This is a genomic window from Flavobacterium sp. PL11, assembly GCF_035985025.1.
Classification (GTDB): domain Bacteria; phylum Bacteroidota; class Bacteroidia; order Flavobacteriales; family Flavobacteriaceae; genus Flavobacterium.
Genome location: NZ_JAXCIA010000006.1, coordinates 132,554 through 149,501 on the forward strand (window position 1 = coordinate 132,554; position 16,948 = coordinate 149,501).

A 16,948-nucleotide genomic window follows, 5' to 3' on the forward strand; every position below is an offset into this window, starting at 1 on the left:
GTTTCCAACTTTGAGAATGTGAATTTCAGTTTGTAACTGAGTAATCCCCTAAATCTAGCTCCGTAAAGTTTCCAACTTTGAGGATGTGAATTTCAGTTTGTAACTGAGTAATCTCCTAAATTTAACGCAGTTATAATTATAAATAAAAGGTTCCAATTAACTTAAATATTTAAGCTTAAAATTAACACAGCTGCGCAAAGTTTCCAACTTTGAAGATGTGAATTTCAGTTTGCAACGGAGCATTCTAAAAAATTCAGCGCACTTTATAATTATAAATAAATGATTGCAATGAACTTATACACTTAAATCACAAATTTAGATTTTGTTTTTTTACCGACTACAACACTATAAATACAATAGTATTTCTTAGACTTTTAAAACAGATAAATTTCTTAACTTTGGTTCTTGGTAATATAATTCTAAAATCGGGTAATAATCATTGCTATATTTCATAAACATAATTTTGTTTACCAGTTCGATATAAGATTTTAGAAGGTTGTAATGTTAAAAAATTAAATGAATAAATCTTATATAAAATGTTTAGAATGTGGCACAATTAATTACAATAATGATTATTGCAGTAATTGTGATGCTTTATTAGATGTGGTTTTAAAGCGCAAACTGGAGAGTGAAAAAAAGATAGAAGCAAAAGTAAAGCAAGAAAAAGAAAAGCCGCCTAGCAAAGTGGAGGTGTTTTTGAAAAACGGTTTAGAAAATCCTAACTCTATTATAAGATATTTTTTTAAAACCATTTACGGCATTTGGTTATTCTTTGCAGTAATAATTGGCGGAATCATTGCTGCCGTTACGGCTGCAGCTGCAGGATAGTGATAGATTTACTAATTGTAGAGAATTGCAAACATAAAGATTTTGCAAAGCTGTTGGAAGCTATTCAATTGCTTTATTAGTGCAGAATTAAAATTATTTATTCAAGATTTTTATGTACCAAGTTGTGATTTATATTATAATGTTTCTTATTGCACTTGTTGTTTTTGTTATGCAGCATTTGCATATTCCATTGCCCTATTTAATTAATAATTATTTAAATGATTTTCTATATATCCCTTTAGTGCTTGGAGGTACTGAATTTATTATTAGAAATTTAAAGAAAGATGCTTCATTTAAATTACCTCTAGAATTTATTGTTTTTTTATCTTGCTCTTATTCTATTTATTTTGAATTTTATCTTCCTAAAATAAATTTACGCTACACTGCAGATTGGATCGATGTAATTTTATATTTCATCAGTGGAGTCATATTTTATTTTTTTACTAAAAAACCAAGGGCAGTCAAATAATTAAAAAGAAATAGCAATTTCATTATTATAGGTCATCACAGGTTTAAATAAAACAACTAAAAATATGTCGTACATAATTTAGAATTTCCCTACTTTGCAGGCAAATTTAAAAATTATGAAAAACCCGCCTTTTATTACCGATGACACAATAGTTTTTGGATTATTAATGTTATTGTTAGCTTTTGTATTCTATACATCTTCTATTAAAGATGGCTTTTGGAAAAAATTCTATGTCATTTTTCCGTCGCTTTTAATGTGTTATTTACTTCCATCTATATTTAGTTCATTGAATATTATCTCACCAGAATGGAGCGAAATAGGAGAAAACGGAGAGATAATCACACAAAAATCATCTATATATTTTATTGCCAGTCGATATTTACTTCCAGCAGCTTTAGTTTTAATGACTTTGAGTATTGATTTAAAAGCAATGTTTAAATTAGGTCCTAAAGCTTTAATAATGTTTTTTACAGGAACAGTTGGTGTAATTATTGGTGCTCCACTCGCCGTTTTAATCATGTCTATTTTTTCTCCAGAAACAGTGGGTGGTGCAGGCTTTGATGCCGTATGGCGCGGACTTTCAACAATAGCGGGAAGCTGGATTGGCGGTGGGGCAAATCAAGCTGCAATGCTTGAAGTGTTTCAATACAATCAGGAAAAATATGGTGCAATGGTATTAGTAGATATTGTCGTAGCTAATATTTGGATGGCTATCTTGTTATTTGGTATTGGAAGAAAAGAAAAAATAGACAAATGGTTGAAAGCTGATAATCGTTCTATTGAGGAATTAAAAGAAAAGGTGACTGCTTATGCTGACAATGTAACTAGAAACCCAACCCTTACAGATTTGATGATAATTTTAGGCGTAGCTTTTACAGCAGTGGGACTTTCTCACTGGGGGAGCAATTCAATTTCTGATTTATTAAAAGCTAATTTTGAAATTGTAAATGATCAAACGAGTTTTGCTTCTACTTTTGGAGATCGCTTTTTTTGGATGGTAACAATTGCTACTGCGTTAGGAATTTTATTTTCGTTTACTAAACTAAAAACATATGAAGGTGCAGGAGCTAGTAAAATAGGAAGCGTTTTTATTTATATTTTAGTAGCTTCCATCGGAATGAAAATGGATTTAGGATCTGTGATGAGTAATCCAGGATTGCTAGTTGTAGGGCTTATTTGGATGTCAATTCACGTTTTACTTTTAGTTATCGTTGCAAAAATAATCAAGGCACCATACTTTTTTCTTGCAGTGGGAAGTAAGGCAAACATAGGTGGAGCAGCTTCAGCACCAATTGTAGCTTCTGCTTTTCATCCTTCATTAGCGAGCGTGGGTGTTCTTTTAGCTGTCTTTGGATATGTAATAGGAACTTACGGTGCATTATTAGCAGCGTTTTTAATGGAAATAGCTGCGCCAAAATAATAAGGGATAGAAAGTTATTACCATTCATACACTTGTTGTCAAATATGAATAAGAATATAATTTTTATTAAAAATTATAAAAAATCCCTTTTGAAATATAATTTCAAAAGGGATTTTTTATAAATGTATTTTAAATTAGAATCCGTAATTTACTCCAAGACCAAATACTTCTCGAACTTGTACCGCTTTTATTGAGTTATCATCGTAAATAGCCTGTAAGGCAACATTAGCCGATAAATATTTATTAATTTTCATCATGACATTCATTTGGTAATCAATGTCAACATTTAGGGGATTATCTAAATAATTACTATACAAATTCAGCCTGTTTTCAATAGAAACATTGGTCATCACATTAAGTTTATAATATGCTGAAATACTTGCTCCAAATTCAAACCGAGATGAATCTCCTTCTAATACTCCAAAAGAAGGTCCAGATTCTGTGAGATGACGATGAACAACAATCAATTTGGTAGTGGCTGGAGAAATATTAACACTTAAATTATCGTTTTTTTTCCATAAGATACCTGGACCCAACTGGAAATAGGCAGGGGAAAAGAAATGCGAAATTTTAATCATGTTTTTATCTAATCCTGTATCCATTTGGGTTTTAAAATTAAAAAACATAGAGTAATACCATTGACCATTTATCTTCTTACCCCAAAGAGAGTTCATCTCTAAACGGTCATCAGTTTTTGCTATTTTCTCATCATCTTTAATTTTGCTTAAACCATAAGCTAAAATGAATTTATTATCCCAAACAACATCTCCGTTTTTATAATTGAAGTCATAGTTTACTCCTAAGTTTCCAGCAATATTTGAAGTTCCACCCCCTAACCATTGTTTATTAAAAGCTGTTTGATTAAAAAGTAAAGAAACGTTTCCATTTCTTGTCCACAAGTTTGTAGTGTCTTTTACCGTTTCTTGAGCATCAACAGCAATAAAAGTTAAGAATAAAAGTAAAGTAACTATCTCTTTTTTCATGAAATTCATAGTTGAAAGTTTTGTCAAAAATAAATAATTATTGCTTTAAACTGTAAATAATTTATATTATGAAATTATAATCTAAAGAGATCATACTTTTCTATCGGCTTTAAACAAAGGAACTGCTGAACATGCTTCACCATACATTATACTTCTTGCAAATGGTTGTAAATAATGTGCCGCTAAGACATAAGCTCTCGTGGGTACAGGTTTTTTAGCACAACCTTTAATTATCATAGGCTTATTTGTATAAACGGAGTAATCAATTTTAGATAGCAATTCTTCATAAAGAGAAGATTCTAAATCCTCTATTTTACCATTAACAATTTTCTTAGCAAAGGGTGCTAAGTGAATTGCAACTAAAATGGATGCCCAAGCGGGTACAATAGCATCTGTACTACAATTTATAGCCACATATCGATCTTGATATTGTGACCAATCATGATTTTTAAGTGATTCTCTAAAGTCTTTTTCTTTTAATAAAAATCCCTCTATCAGCCATTGCGAGATATCTATTTGTACACGAATGCCTGCTGGGTAATAATCTTCGAGATCAAAAACTACTAAAACACTATTGGCTACTTTATTAACTATTTCTTCCATATCTAAGTTTTAAAGTCGAAGGTCAAAAGTCATAAAGGTACTCATTGCAGACTTTATGACTTTTAACTTTATGACTAATTATAGCATTCCTAATTCTAATTTTGCTTCTTCACTCATTAAATCTTTGCTCCACGGTGGATCGAAAGTGATTTCAACTTCAGCATCTTTCACATTTGCTATAGATTTCACTTTGTCTTCTACTTCTCGTGGTAGACTTTCCGCTACTGGGCAATTTGGAGAAGTAAGTGTCATTAGGATTTTTACTTCGTAATCAGTGTTGACCATTACATCGTAAATTAAACCTAATTCATATATGTCAACAGGAATCTCTGGATCGTAAATTGTTTTTAACGTTTTTACGATTGATTCTCCTAATTCTGTGGTGTCTATTTCTTGTTCCATTTTTATTAATTTTTGATTTTTAGATATATTACTTCTGTTTTAAACAGATAAGTCATGTTAGTTTTTTATTTTTCGTTAATTTTAAAATGTAGTTAAATATTATTACGTTTTATCTAATCTTCGGGATTAGTATATAATTTATTTACCAAGGTTTTTTGACCTTCGTAAAATATATTTTTTACGTTAAAATTTATCAATAACCCAATAGGTGAGTTTAATTAGTTCATATAAGTTAAAAGTTGGGCTTCAAAAATAGGATTAAATTCACTAACTGATTTTAATTCTACCACTAGTGCATTTTCAACAAATAAGTCGCATCTTAACTTAGATTCCAACTCAAATCCTTTCTATTTTAACGGCACTATCAATTCAGATAAAAAGTTTATTTTTCGTAATTCTAATTCTTTTTTAAGGCATTGATGATATACACCTTCTAGAAGGCCAGGACCAATACTTTTATGAACTTCAATTGATGCACCATTAACCTGATAAACTAAATCTTTTAAAAATGCTTTTGTAAAATTCATAATTATCGAATTATTTCAATTGAATCTTTTGAAAAACTTATCTGACTTATATGTTTTAAAAAAACTAAAATCTATTTTAATTTTTTGAGTCAAATGCTAAAGCATACATCTTAATATTTTTGATCATTGATACTAATCCATTAGCGCGAGTAGGAGATAAATGTTCTTTCAATCCTATTTCATCGATAAAATTCATATCAGCCTCTAAAATATCAGTTGCTTTTTGATTGGAAAAGGTACGAATTAAAATCGCAATGATTCCTTTAGTCAATATTGCATCACTATCAGCTGTAAAAACAATTGTATCATCATTTTGTTCGCCTTGTAACCACACTTTAGATTGGCAACCTTTAATGATATTGTTTTCGGTTTTAAATTCTTCTTTGATTAATGGAAGTTTTTTGCCGAGTTCAATAATATATTCATATCGTTCCATCCAGTCGTCAAACATGGAAAACTCATCAACAATTTCGTTCTGTATTTCTTTAATTTTCATAGTAAGCTGAATTTTGTGTCGGTTTTATTCTTTTTTAATTAATGAGTTGACTTTATCTACCAGCTGCTTGATTTCTTTTGGTGGAAAGCCATGATCAAAATTAGGCGTTTCATAGTCTTTCTCGTCAAAGGTAATTTTTAAATTGGCTATAGCCGCACCACCATAAAAACGTTTTTCTGTAGGGGCTTTTAATTTAACCATTTGATCTAATTGTACTTCTTTAAAATAGGAAACCAACTCGTTCCAATCTGAAGCATTTATTTTTAAGAGAATCGATTTATTATCATCATTTCTATCTTTTGAAATCGTGACGGTTTGATTATTTACAGTGATCTTTTGATAAAAACCACGACTAGAAGCAGTGTATTCAATAACTGCAGTTTTCATATCTTGAGCAGTGACACCATCACATCCTTTACCTAAAAAAATAAGAAAAAAAAATGCAGTTAGAATTTTCATCATTTTTAAGATAACATCATTTGAGCCCTTTTAATTGCTGCAACCATCATATCAATTTCCTCGGTAGTATTATAAAACGCAAAGGAAGCTCTAATGGTTCCTGGAATATCGTAGAAAGTCATGATCGGTTGCGCACAATGATGGCCTGTTCGCACTGCAATTCCTAATTTGTCCACGATGGTACCTATATCATACGGATGAATTCCTTCAATATTAAACGAAATCACAGATGTTTTTTCTTTGGCTGTACCAAAAATTTTTAAACCCTCAATTTCTAATAAACGCTTTGTTCCGTATTCTAATAATTCTTTTTCTTGTTGTTGAATGTTGTCAAAACCAACTTCATTCATGTAATCAATTGCGGTTCCTAGCACGATTCCGCCAGCAACATTTGGTGTTCCAGCCTCAAATTTATGAGGTAATTCAGCGTAAGTTGTTTTTTCAAAACTCACTTCCTTGATCATTTCGCCACCACCTTGATAGGGCGGTAGTTTATTTAGCCAAGCTTCTTTTCCATATAAAATACCAGTTCCTGTAGGTCCACATATTTTATGTCCTGAAAAAACGTAGAAATCACAATCCAATTCTTGTACATCAGGTTTAAGGTGTGGAACGGCTTGTGCACCATCAATTAAGATTGCAGCGCCAACTGCGTGCGCTTTATCAATCATGTATTTAATAGGATTAACAGTTCCAAGAGCATTTGAAATATGATTGACGGTAACTATTTTAGTTTTGCTTGAAAGTAGTTTATCATACTCTTCCATAATCAATTCACCTTCTTGATTCATCGGAATGACACGTAAAACTGCTCCAGTTTTCTCGCATAACATTTGCCATGGTACAATATTACTATGATGTTCTAATGCCGAAACTAGGATTTCATCGCCTTCTTTTAAAATAGAGGCAAAGCCGTTAGTAACTAAATTGATTCCATGAGTCGTTCCTGAAGTAAAAAGAACTTCATGTGCAAACTCAGCGTTAATATGTTTTTGGATTTTCCCTCTTGAAATTTCGTAAGCATCCGTTGCAAGTTGGCTCAAAGTGTGCACACCACGATGAATATTAGCATTAATTTCCTGATAATATTTGGAAATCGCATCAATTACAACCTGCGGTTTTTGCGATGTGGCTCCGTTATCGAAATAAACTAATGGTTTTCCATTCACTTTCTGTGAAAGGATTGGGAAGTCGGCTCTAATTTTATTTATATCTAACATGTACCTTTTTTTTAAATATTTCTATCGGTTTTTATGGACGCAATAGCTATTGTTTTAGGTGATAAACTCTTCTGAAATTTCTATCTACTATTTAGAATTTATCTAAATACAAAAGTAGTAAAAATGCACTTAATTTTTGGAAAACGTTTGTTAATAAAACCTCATTTTCTCTTCGTACTAATGCTATCTAATTCTAGTTCTTTTTTATTAAATTGCTTCAAAATAATTGTTTATGAAAAAATTTTTTAAGTTCGTGGGTATTGGAATTTTTGTCGTGTTTTTATATGTTGCTATTACATCCTATCCAAAACTAGATTTGATTTCTGGCTTTTCAGCCAAAAGTGTTGCTTCAGGTCATTTTATAGACAATCGCTCTCAAGAAATGATTGAGAAAGGAGACAATGATATCAATCTTATTGATTTGGCTAAGAATAGCATAAACGAATCTGGTAAGTTTGCTACTGCTTCAGTTTATGGATTAAAAGAGCGAAAAGCCATTTATCGCGAAGGTTTAGGAGCAACATTAATCAATGATGAGTTTGATGATTCAAAACCATATTTAGTTCCGAAACGAACCCTATCAATCAATAATTTACCTTTTCCTTATGGAAATTTAGAAGCCAAAGACAGTATTTTTAATACTATTGATTACACTAAATTAAATGTAGCTGTTGCCAATGCTTTTAATACCGAAGGTAAAATTGATAAGAGAACACGCTCCCTTTTAGTTATTTATAAGGATAAAATTATAGCCGAGAAATACGATGTTGGTTTTGATAAAGAAAGTAAAATTCTAGGTTGGTCAATGACAAAAAGTATTACCAGTGCGATGTTTGGAATTTTAGAAAAGCAAGGAAAAATGAATATTTATGCTCCAGCACCAATTCCAGAATGGGCAAATGATGAACGCAAAAGTATCACCACAAATGATTTGCTACACATGAATTCTGGTCTGGAGTGGGAGGAGAAATACGATAAAATTTGTGATGCGACTAAAATGCTTTTTCAAGCTGAGGATATGACGATTTCACAGCTAGAAAAGCCAGCTGCTTATAAACCCAATACGCATTGGAACTATTCATCAGGAACTACAAATCTATTATCAGGGATTTTGCGAAAGCAGTTTAAAACGCACCAAGAATATCTTGATTTTTGGTACGGTGCTTTGATTGATAAAATAGGCATGAACTCGATGATCCTAGAAACGGATATGAAGGGGAATTATGTTGGTTCATCTTATGGTTGGGCAACAACAAGAGATTGGGCAAAATTTGGATTATTGTATTTACACAAAGGAAACTGGAACGGTGAACAAATATTTAATGAAAGTTGGGCTACATATACTGCAACTCCTACCAATACTTCAAATGGTGATTATGGTGGACATTTTTGGTTGAACAGTGGTGGTAAATTTCCAGACGTTCCTAGAGACATGTATTATTGCGGTGGTTTTCAGGGGCAGATGGTTGTGATTATTCCATCACTAGATTTGGTAATCGTTAGAATGGGATTAAAAGAGAACCCGGAATTTGATTTTAATAAAATGTTTAAAGAAATTATTAGAAGTTTGAAGAAATAAATTTATATATGGACAATTTCCATTAAAAAACCCTTTCAAAGTTTTGAACTCTGAAAGGGTTAAAGTATTATAAAAAAAAATATTTATAAATCAAATCCCATTTTCACTCCTAATTTAGATGCAATAATTTTTGTAATTCTTTGTTTTAATTCTGGTATTTTTATATTTTCAATAACAACATTCGAGAATGCATACATCAATAATGCCTTAGCTTCTTTTTGTGGAATTCCGCGTTGCTGCATGTAGAACAATGCAGTTTCATCTAATTGCCCTACTGTACAACCGTGAGAACATTTCACATCATCTGCAAAAATCTCTAATTGTGGTTTGGCATTAATGGTTGCTTTGTCGCTCAACAATATATTATTGCTTTTTTGGAAAGCATTTGTTTTTTGAGCGTCTTTTTCTACATAAATTTTTCCGTTGAAAACCCCTGTTGATCGATCAGAATAAATTCCTTTATAATCTTGGAAACTTTCGCAATTTGGAGCAGCATGGTGCACTAAAGTATAGTGATCTACATGTTGCTTTTCACCAATAATGGTAATTCCGTTTAATGTACTTGTCAATCTTTCGCCAAAGTGATAAAAATTCAAGTTATTTCGGGTTAAATTACCTCCGAAAGAGAAAGTATGCACCGCAACGTGACTTTCTTGTTGTTGAGAAACGAAAGTATTATCAATTAAATTTGCTTCTAATGTGTCATTTTGAATTTTGTAATAATCAATAATGGCACGTTTTTCAGCAAAAATTTCAGTAACTGAATTAGTTAATACAGGATTTTCATTCAAACTTTGGTGGCGTTCAACAATTTGTACATGCGAGTTTTCACCCACAATCACCAAATTTCTTGGTTGAACTAAAAGCGCTGCTTCACTGCCTGTGGAAAAATACATGATTTCAATAGGCTTTTCTGCGATTTTGTTTTTGGGAATGTTGACGTACACTCCTTCATTGGCGAAAGCCGTATTAAGAGAAGTTAAGCTCTCTTCTTTATTCGCAATTTGATTGAAATATTTGTCAATAACAGGTTTATATTTTGATTTATTTAATGCTGAAGCCATCAAACATACGTCGATACCTTCATGCGTTGTTGATGATAAATGCGAACTAAAAACACCATCTACAAATACAACCTTATAAGTGTCTACTTCATTTAAAAAGTATTTACGAACTTGACTAAACTCAATTGAGTTTTCATGTTTTGGAAAAACAGTAAAATCATTTTTTAGTATTGAATTTAGGGATGTGTATTTCCATGCTTCCTCTTTTTTAGACGGGAAGCCTTTATTTTCAAAATTTTCAATGGCTGCTGTTCTTACATCGTGCAGTTCTGAATGAACATCAACGCGCTCTTCAAACGCCATGAATGAGGCTAGTAATTTTTCTTTTAAATCCATTTTATTTTAGTCTTAAAGTTGAAAGTCTAAAGTCAAAAGACTTTAAATTACAACTAAATTTTATTGATGGTTAACAACTTGAAAAGTTTTTAATTATATTAAGAATAATATGCTTACAACTTTGGACTCAAGTATTTTATAAAACCACTTAATAGTTTTGATATTTCGGTAACTGATTCTAAAAGTTCGTGAAACTCTTGATTTGTTATGTATTGCAGATCAAAAGCTAAGTAGATTTGCGAGCGTACTTCGCCTGCAGACGCTTTTGCAACATATAAAAAATAAATAAATTCTTTATCTGTATTTCTTTCAAAACCTTCTGCGATGTTAGAAGAAATTGAAATAGATGCGCGCCTTATCTGCCTTATAAAATCAAAATCTTTCTTAAAGTTTGGGTGTTCAGTAATTTGATATATTTTTTTATTAAAAATTCTTGATTTTTGCCAAGATTTAATTTCTTCAAATGAACTGAATTTCCCCATCTTTCAACTTTAAGACTTTTGACTTTCGACTACCTCGGTTTTAATCCAATCGTATCCTTTTTCTTCTAATTCTAAAGCTAGGCTGGCGTCGCCAGATTTTACAATTTTTCCGTCCATAAGAACGTGAACAAAATCAGGAACGATATAATCTAATAATCTTTGATAGTGTGTTATTATAACAACTGCATTTTTATCACTTTTCAATTTATTTACACCGCTAGCAACGATACGTAAGGCATCAATGTCAAGTCCAGAATCAGTTTCATCAAGAATTGCTAATTTTGGTTCTAACATTGCCATTTGGAAAATTTCATTGCGTTTTTTCTCTCCACCAGAGAAACCTTCGTTAAGCGAACGAGATAGAAATTTTCTGTCTATTTCTAACAATTCTGATTTTTCACGAATTACTTTTAGCATTTGGTTCGCTGGCATTTCTTCCAGACCTTGGGCTTTACGGGTCTCATTAATAGCAGTTCTTATAAAGTTCGTTACAGAAACTCCTGGAATTTCTACTGGATATTGAAATGACAGAAATACTCCTTTATGTGCTCTTTCTTCGGGAGCCATATCAGCTAAATCTTCTCCATCTAATGAAATTTCTCCACTTGTTACTTCGTAGTTTTCGTTTCCTGCAACGATCGATGCCAAAGTACTTTTACCAGCACCGTTTGGTCCCATTATTGCATGAACTTCTCCTGCTTTTACTTCAAGGTTTATACCTTTTAATATTTCTTTATCGCCAATTGTGGCATGTAAATTTTTTATTGATAACATGTTGTCTTTATTTATTCGTAATGACCTTTCAGTGATAAAATGTCTAAAATTTCTATTGTGTTTTCTTCAGTAACTTTATATACAATGCGATGTTCTTGATTTATTCTCCGAGACCATCTTCCAGAAAGTTGATGTTTCAATTGTTCTGGTTTTCCGATTCCTTTAAAAGGATGCAATTGTATATCCTCTATTAAATTAGCAATCTTACTCAAGATGATTTTATTTCCGGATTTTATCCAGAAATCTAAATCCTTCCTCGCTTTTGTTGTAAATACTATCTGCATAAATCTTGAATTTCCTCAAGAGTCATTTTGATCCCTTTGCCGTCTTTGATACTTTGTTCAGCTTCTAAAATTTCTTTTACAAACTCAGGGTTGTAGGGCTTTTCAATTTTTTCAATAATTTCAAATCCAAGCGACTTTGCCAATGATTTTAACACTGGAAAATCTTTCTTCTTTACATTTCTTAAAACAATATCCATAGCTATTTAAATTTAAATAAATTTTCTAACCTACTGATCCTTCTAAACTAATCTCTAACAATTTTTGTGCTTCAACGGCAAACTCCATTGGCAACTTATTTAAAACATCTTTACTAAAACCATTTACAATCAAAGCTATTGCTTTTTCAGTTGGAATCCCACGTTGGTTACAATAAAAAACTTGGTCTTCACCAATTTTTGAAGTTGTAGCCTCGTGCTCTATTTTGGCAGTTGGGTTTTTAGTTTCTATATATGGAAAAGTATGTGCACCACAATTATTTCCCATTAATAACGAGTCACATTGTGAAAAGTTTCTTGCGTTATCTGCATTTGGTCCAATTTTAACTAAACCACGGTAACTATTTTGCGATTTTCCCGCAGAAATACCTTTAGAAATAATTGTCGATTTAGTGTTTTTACCTAAATGAATCATTTTTGTTCCCGTATCAGCCTGTTGAAAATTATTAGTGACAGCAATGGAGTAAAATTCACCAGTTGAATGATCTCCTTTTAAGATCACCGATGGATATTTCCATGTAATTGCTGATCCTGTTTCTACTTGTGTCCAAGAAATTTTTGCGTTTTTCTCACAGATTCCTCTTTTTGTCACAAAGTTATAAACGCCGCCTTTTCCTTCTTTATTTCCTGGATACCAGTTTTGAACAGTAGAATATTTAATTTCAGCATCATCTAACGCAATTAATTCAACGCATGCAGCGTGCAATTGATTTTCATCCCTGCTTGGAGCGGTACAACCTTCTAAGTACGAAACATAACTTCCTTCATCAGCAATTAGTAAAGTTCTTTCAAACTGTCCTGTTCCTGCTTGATTGATTCTAAAATAAGTGGAAAGTTCCATTGGACAACGAACTCCTTTGGGGATATAACAAAAAGAACCATCTGAGAATACGGCTGAATTTAATGCTGCATAAAAATTATCTTTTTGCGGAATAACGGTACCTAAATATTTACGAACTAATTCTGGATGTTCTTTTATAGCTTCAGAAATACTCATAAATATTATTCCTTTCTCCCCTAATGTTTTCTTGAAAGTAGTGGCTACCGAAACTGAATCGACAACAATATCCATAGCAACATTGTTCATCATTTTTTGTTCGTCAACAGAAATTCCTAATTTCTTATACATTTCTAAAAGTTCAGGATCTACATCATCAAGTGTTTTATTAGGATCCACTGCCTTTGGAGCTGAATAATAGGAAATAGCTTGAAAATCAGGCTTCACATAATGTACATTTGCCCACTCTGGCTCTATCATTTGCTCCCAAGCACGGTATGCTTCAAGACGCCAATCAGTCATCCATTGTGGCTCTCCTTTTTTGTGCGATATCGCTCGAACTATATCTTCATTTAAACCTACAGGAAATGTCTCTGCTTCCAACTCAGTGTAAAATCCGTACTCATATTCTTTAGTTTCGAGTTCGATTTTTAAATCGTCTTCTGTATATTTTGGCATATTATTTTTTTTAGCTCTTTAGCTTTTAGAATCACTAAAGAATGTTATAATTAGAGCGAAAAACTCTCTCCACATCCACAAGTTCTATTAGCGTTTGGGTTATTAAAAACAAATCCTTTTCCGTTTATTCCTCCTGAAAATTCTAATATAGTTCCCGCTAAGTATAAAAAAGATTTTTTTTCTACCGCAATAGTTATATCATTATCAATGAAGATTTTATCTTCTTCATTTTTGGCCTTATCAAATTTTAAATCATAAGATAATCCAGAACATCCGCCGCTTTTTACACCGACTCTTACATAGTCTATAGCAGCATCAAAACCATCATCTTTCATTAGATCGATGATTTTTTTTCTTGCAGTGTCAGAAACTTTAATCATAGCTTATATTGATTTTGTCTAAATTAACGACAAAGATAGTATATAAAAATCTTTTTTAACAAAGGATAACATTTTTATAACTAATCACAAAATAGATAAAAATGATATAATCGTCAAAACATTTCATTTTAATAAATACCCAGCCAATTCTTGAGCTTTAGCATAGAAATATATTACATATTGTCTTTCGATCAATTGATGAACTAGTTGATAATGTAGATACTCTACTGTTTTAGAAAAGAAAAATTGTAAAAATCACTAATTGTTTTATGCGTCAAAATTTATAAATAGTTATCAGTAGCACTTCAATAAGATTAATTGTTTTTGTAAATACAAAAGTTTATTACGATTCTAAAAAATAATTTTTTTTACTCAATTCGGTATATATCTAATTGATTTAGTATTGTATACAGAATTCCAATAGTGAGTGTTGTTCATCAAATTTCATTAAATATAAAACTATTAGTAAAAGAAACTTCTGATCATTAAAATCGAAATTAGTTTGATTAACATTAAAATTAATTATGAATAGATCTATTAATAAATTATAGTTTTACAAATTCAACTCTTCTATTTTGTGCTTTATCAGCAGCGTTTGCATTTTTGTTTAATGGTTGACTTTCTCCTTTACCATCAGTTTCTAACCTGGAAGCATTAATGCCGTAAAAGCTTTCTAAAGCAGTTTTTATAGCTATTGCTCTTTTTTGAGATAAAGATAAATTTGTTTTATCATCACCATCATTATCGGTATGGCCTATTATTTTTACCCTAATAGAAGGATTTTCTTGTAATGTTGTACCAATTTCCTTTAATACTGAGCCACTTTCTGGTTTTATATTATCACTGTTAACGTCAAATAAAATACCATTAGTTACTAAACGACCTTCTGTAATTAATTTACTTCTGGTATCTGCACCAGCAACTGCATACCTAATGTTAGAGACCATAAATTCATCATCAACTTCTCTACCGTTCGAATAATTCATATACTCAGCACCAAACTTAAACACAGTATAATTTTGTTTCATATCAAACGCTTGTGGTAAGTCGAGCACTTTATTTTCATCAACATATATACGAAGTCTACCATCTTGTCTCCACAAAGAAAATTTTGAAACTTTACCTTTACCATTTGCATCTTTACCACAAGCTAATTCATTTACCATTAATCCGTTGTTTGAATTAATTGTTTCTGTTTTTTCAACAACCATAAAACCAGCTGATTTACTGCAAGCATACCAGTTAAATTTAAAATAGTTATCAAGATATTTTTCTGATAAATCTTTTTTGGGATTTTTAGAAGGTGCTATATAAAAGCTATAATATAGGATGTTATTGCTACTATAACGTGTATACACTTCAAATTCAATAGTGAAGTTATTTGGCATAGTATTGATAAACTCTGGTTGAAAATAACCATCTTTAGTAATTGAAAGCCATTTCTGATCATTGCCGTCGAAAGTTACAATCTCGGCCGAAGAATTAGTATTCCAACCTAATGGAAAATCCCCAATATTGGTAGTCGAAAAATCATCAAGTCCTATTAGTTTTTGACCCGCAATAAAATCAAATTTAGTGTTTTTTCTTACTGTGTTGGACGAAGAATTTCCCTTCGATAATTCTTTATCTTGTGAATTGTTATTCCCTTCTTCAATTTTATTATTCGTATTACTTTTATTTTTTTTCTTAAAGATGTTTTTGATTCCATCTTCTACTTTGTCTAAAGCATCATCAATACCTTCGCTACCTTTCTTTTCACCGCGTTGATAAGTTTTATCCTTACTATTTTTTAAAATTTTGCCACCAACAGTCTGTTGAGAAAAGCCATTAGCTGTTATAAATAGAATGATTATAAAAATTGTGTACTTTTTCATGACAGTTTCTTTTTTAGATTTAACATTCAGATTATTAGATTAGTATCAAAAAAAAGAAAAGGTAAACATGCTGATAAGAATAATTTAATACTATATTATGTTTACTTTTGAGTAAAAGCTACACTGATGGGCAAAATACATAATTTAACAATAATCGAGCATCTGAAAGAAGGAAATAAAGACATTATCCATAAGGTTTATGTAGATAACAAAAATGCATTTTTATCTTATGCGCTAAAATATGACTTATTAGTAGATGATGTGTTAGATATTTATCAAGACAGTATTGTTGCCTTGTGTGAAAATGCTAAAAAAGGAACTATTGACACATTACAATGTGGGTTATCTACCTATCTTTTCTCCATTGGTAAGTATATGATTTACAGGAAACTAAAAGCGCTCAACAGAAATGTATCTATAGATTATGATTTTCAAATGGCAAAGCTAATTGAATGTGGTAACGAAGAAATGTATGATGATAAAAGTATCAAAAGTTTACAAACCAATTTTAAAAAATTAGGTAAACAATGTCAAAAAATTTTACATCTTTTTTATTACGAAGGAAAAAAACTCGATGAAATTAAAACTCAGTTGAATTATACAAATAAAGATGTTTAAAAAGTCAAAAAGCAAGATGTTTAAAACAATTAAAAGAGATAATGAATAAAGAAATTGAAAAATCACAATGAAATGAATGAGGATGAGTTATTAGAGAATTTTTTTACTGAAATTCTTTCGATAGAAGACCAAAAACAAATACATGTTTTACTGCAAAGTGATTCTAAGTGTACTTTGGAGTTTGTTTTTCAAAAACATTTAAAAAAAGCTATTCTTTTAAATGAAAGAGAAGCTTTAAAAAAGGAGTTGCAATATTTTGAGGCTACATTACTAAAGGCTAAATCTTCAATAATCGTTTCTTAAACTTAGGTGTTTTTTGCTAAATATCGAAAAACCTTATATAAATATTTTTAAATTTTTATGCTTAATAAATAGATTTAAAAACAATCCTGTCCTAAACGTTTTAGGACTAAATAAATTTCCTTAATTCCATTGACTTTATTGCCTTTAAATCGTGATTTTCAAAATAGAACCCCCTG

The 16,948-nt window shown here is 31.0% G+C and carries 19 protein-coding genes and 1 pseudogene; 5 read left to right on the forward strand and 15 right to left on the reverse strand.

All coding sequences use genetic code 11. The features are described 5' to 3' along the window. The first annotated feature begins 516 nt into the window (after positions 1–516). Together RCH18_RS05185 and RCH18_RS05190 are read left to right on the forward strand one after the other, a co-directional pair. On the forward strand, positions 517–828 hold the full coding sequence (locus RCH18_RS05185) for a hypothetical protein (protein WP_326935688.1): 312 nt from the start codon (positions 517–519) through the stop codon (positions 826–828). Positions 829–1,412: 584 nt separating this feature from the next. Next, positions 1,413–2,717, forward strand: coding sequence for a DUF819 family protein (locus tag RCH18_RS05190; protein ID WP_326935689.1), 1,305 nt, complete (start codon positions 1,413–1,415; stop codon positions 2,715–2,717). Positions 2,718–2,851: 134 nt separating this feature from the next. Here the strand turns inward: RCH18_RS05190 and RCH18_RS05195 are convergent, their stop codons facing one another. The 7 genes and pseudogenes from RCH18_RS05195 to RCH18_RS05225 form a co-directional block, all read right to left on the reverse strand. Then, positions 2,852–3,700 carry a DUF3078 domain-containing protein gene (locus RCH18_RS05195; RefSeq protein WP_326935690.1) on the reverse strand — a complete coding sequence of 283 codons (849 nt, stop codon included), beginning with the start codon at positions 3,698–3,700 and terminating at the stop codon, positions 2,852–2,854. Between the two features lie 90 nt (positions 3,701–3,790). Beyond that, the gene (locus tag RCH18_RS05200; RefSeq protein ID WP_326935691.1) at positions 3,791–4,303 is read right to left on the reverse strand and encodes a DUF2480 family protein; all 513 of its coding nucleotides are present in this window, start codon (positions 4,301–4,303) and stop codon (positions 3,791–3,793) included. 78 nt (positions 4,304–4,381) lie between these two features. Beyond that, entirely contained in the window at positions 4,382–4,705 is a 324-nt protein-coding gene (locus tag RCH18_RS05205) for an SUF system Fe-S cluster assembly protein (protein ID WP_326935692.1), read from the reverse strand. 218 nt (positions 4,706–4,923) lie between these two features. Continuing rightward, positions 4,924–5,232, reverse strand: a pseudogene (locus RCH18_RS05210) (GxxExxY protein). A 76-nt stretch (positions 5,233–5,308) separates the two neighbouring features. Then, positions 5,309–5,728 carry a SufE family protein gene (locus RCH18_RS05215; RefSeq protein ID WP_326935693.1) on the reverse strand — a complete coding sequence of 140 codons (420 nt, stop codon included), beginning with the start codon at positions 5,726–5,728 and terminating at the stop codon, positions 5,309–5,311. A gap of 24 nt (positions 5,729–5,752) precedes the next feature. Beyond that, complete coding sequence (locus RCH18_RS05220) at positions 5,753–6,190, reverse strand: hypothetical protein (RefSeq protein ID WP_326935694.1); 438 nt, start codon at positions 6,188–6,190, stop codon at positions 5,753–5,755. Between the two features lie 2 nt (positions 6,191–6,192). Next, positions 6,193–7,407, reverse strand: coding sequence for an aminotransferase class V-fold PLP-dependent enzyme (locus RCH18_RS05225; RefSeq protein WP_326935695.1), 1,215 nt, complete (start codon positions 7,405–7,407; stop codon positions 6,193–6,195). 232 nt (positions 7,408–7,639) lie between these two features. On the opposite strand from RCH18_RS05225, the gene RCH18_RS05230 reads away from it, so the two are divergent. Further along, on the forward strand, positions 7,640–8,986 hold the full coding sequence (locus RCH18_RS05230) for a serine hydrolase domain-containing protein (protein ID WP_326935696.1): 1,347 nt from the start codon (positions 7,640–7,642) through the stop codon (positions 8,984–8,986). 83 nt (positions 8,987–9,069) lie between these two features. On the opposite strand, the gene sufD is transcribed toward RCH18_RS05230, so the two are convergent. From sufD to RCH18_RS05270, 8 genes are all read right to left on the reverse strand, one after another. Further along, complete coding sequence (gene sufD / locus RCH18_RS05235) at positions 9,070–10,386, reverse strand: Fe-S cluster assembly protein SufD (protein ID WP_326935697.1); 1,317 nt, start codon at positions 10,384–10,386, stop codon at positions 9,070–9,072. Between the two features lie 113 nt (positions 10,387–10,499). Beyond that, positions 10,500–10,868: a four helix bundle protein gene (locus RCH18_RS05240; protein ID WP_326935698.1), complete on the reverse strand. Its 369-nt coding sequence runs from the start codon at positions 10,866–10,868 to the stop codon at positions 10,500–10,502. A 9-nt stretch (positions 10,869–10,877) separates the two neighbouring features. After that, entirely contained in the window at positions 10,878–11,642 is a 765-nt protein-coding gene (gene sufC, locus RCH18_RS05245) for a Fe-S cluster assembly ATPase SufC (protein WP_326935699.1), read from the reverse strand. Positions 11,643–11,653: 11 nt separating this feature from the next. Further along, entirely contained in the window at positions 11,654–11,926 is a 273-nt protein-coding gene (locus RCH18_RS05250; protein WP_326935700.1) for a Txe/YoeB family addiction module toxin, read from the reverse strand. Then, positions 11,917–12,123, reverse strand: a complete 207-nt coding sequence (locus RCH18_RS05255; protein WP_326935701.1) for a DUF2683 family protein — start codon at positions 12,121–12,123, stop codon at positions 11,917–11,919. The genes RCH18_RS05250 and RCH18_RS05255 overlap by 10 nt, the downstream gene beginning before the upstream one ends. A gap of 25 nt (positions 12,124–12,148) precedes the next feature. Further along, entirely contained in the window at positions 12,149–13,597 is a 1,449-nt protein-coding gene (sufB, locus tag RCH18_RS05260) for a Fe-S cluster assembly protein SufB (protein WP_326935702.1), read from the reverse strand. Between the two features lie 50 nt (positions 13,598–13,647). Beyond that, positions 13,648–13,977: a HesB/IscA family protein gene (locus tag RCH18_RS05265; protein WP_326935703.1), complete on the reverse strand. Its 330-nt coding sequence runs from the start codon at positions 13,975–13,977 to the stop codon at positions 13,648–13,650. A gap of 545 nt (positions 13,978–14,522) precedes the next feature. Continuing rightward, positions 14,523–15,851 (reverse strand): OmpA family protein, encoded by a 1,329-nt coding sequence (locus RCH18_RS05270; RefSeq protein ID WP_326935704.1) that lies wholly within the window; start codon positions 15,849–15,851, stop codon positions 14,523–14,525. A 126-nt stretch (positions 15,852–15,977) separates the two neighbouring features. Here RCH18_RS05270 and RCH18_RS05275 point away from each other — a divergent pair, with 126 nt between their 5' ends. Both RCH18_RS05275 and RCH18_RS05280 read left to right on the forward strand, forming a co-directional pair. Then, positions 15,978–16,469: a sigma-70 family RNA polymerase sigma factor gene (locus tag RCH18_RS05275; RefSeq protein WP_326935705.1), complete on the forward strand. Its 492-nt coding sequence runs from the start codon at positions 15,978–15,980 to the stop codon at positions 16,467–16,469. A 54-nt stretch (positions 16,470–16,523) separates the two neighbouring features. Next, positions 16,524–16,772: a hypothetical protein gene (locus tag RCH18_RS05280; protein ID WP_326935706.1), complete on the forward strand. Its 249-nt coding sequence runs from the start codon at positions 16,524–16,526 to the stop codon at positions 16,770–16,772. Positions 16,773–16,948: the final 176 nt, after the last annotated feature.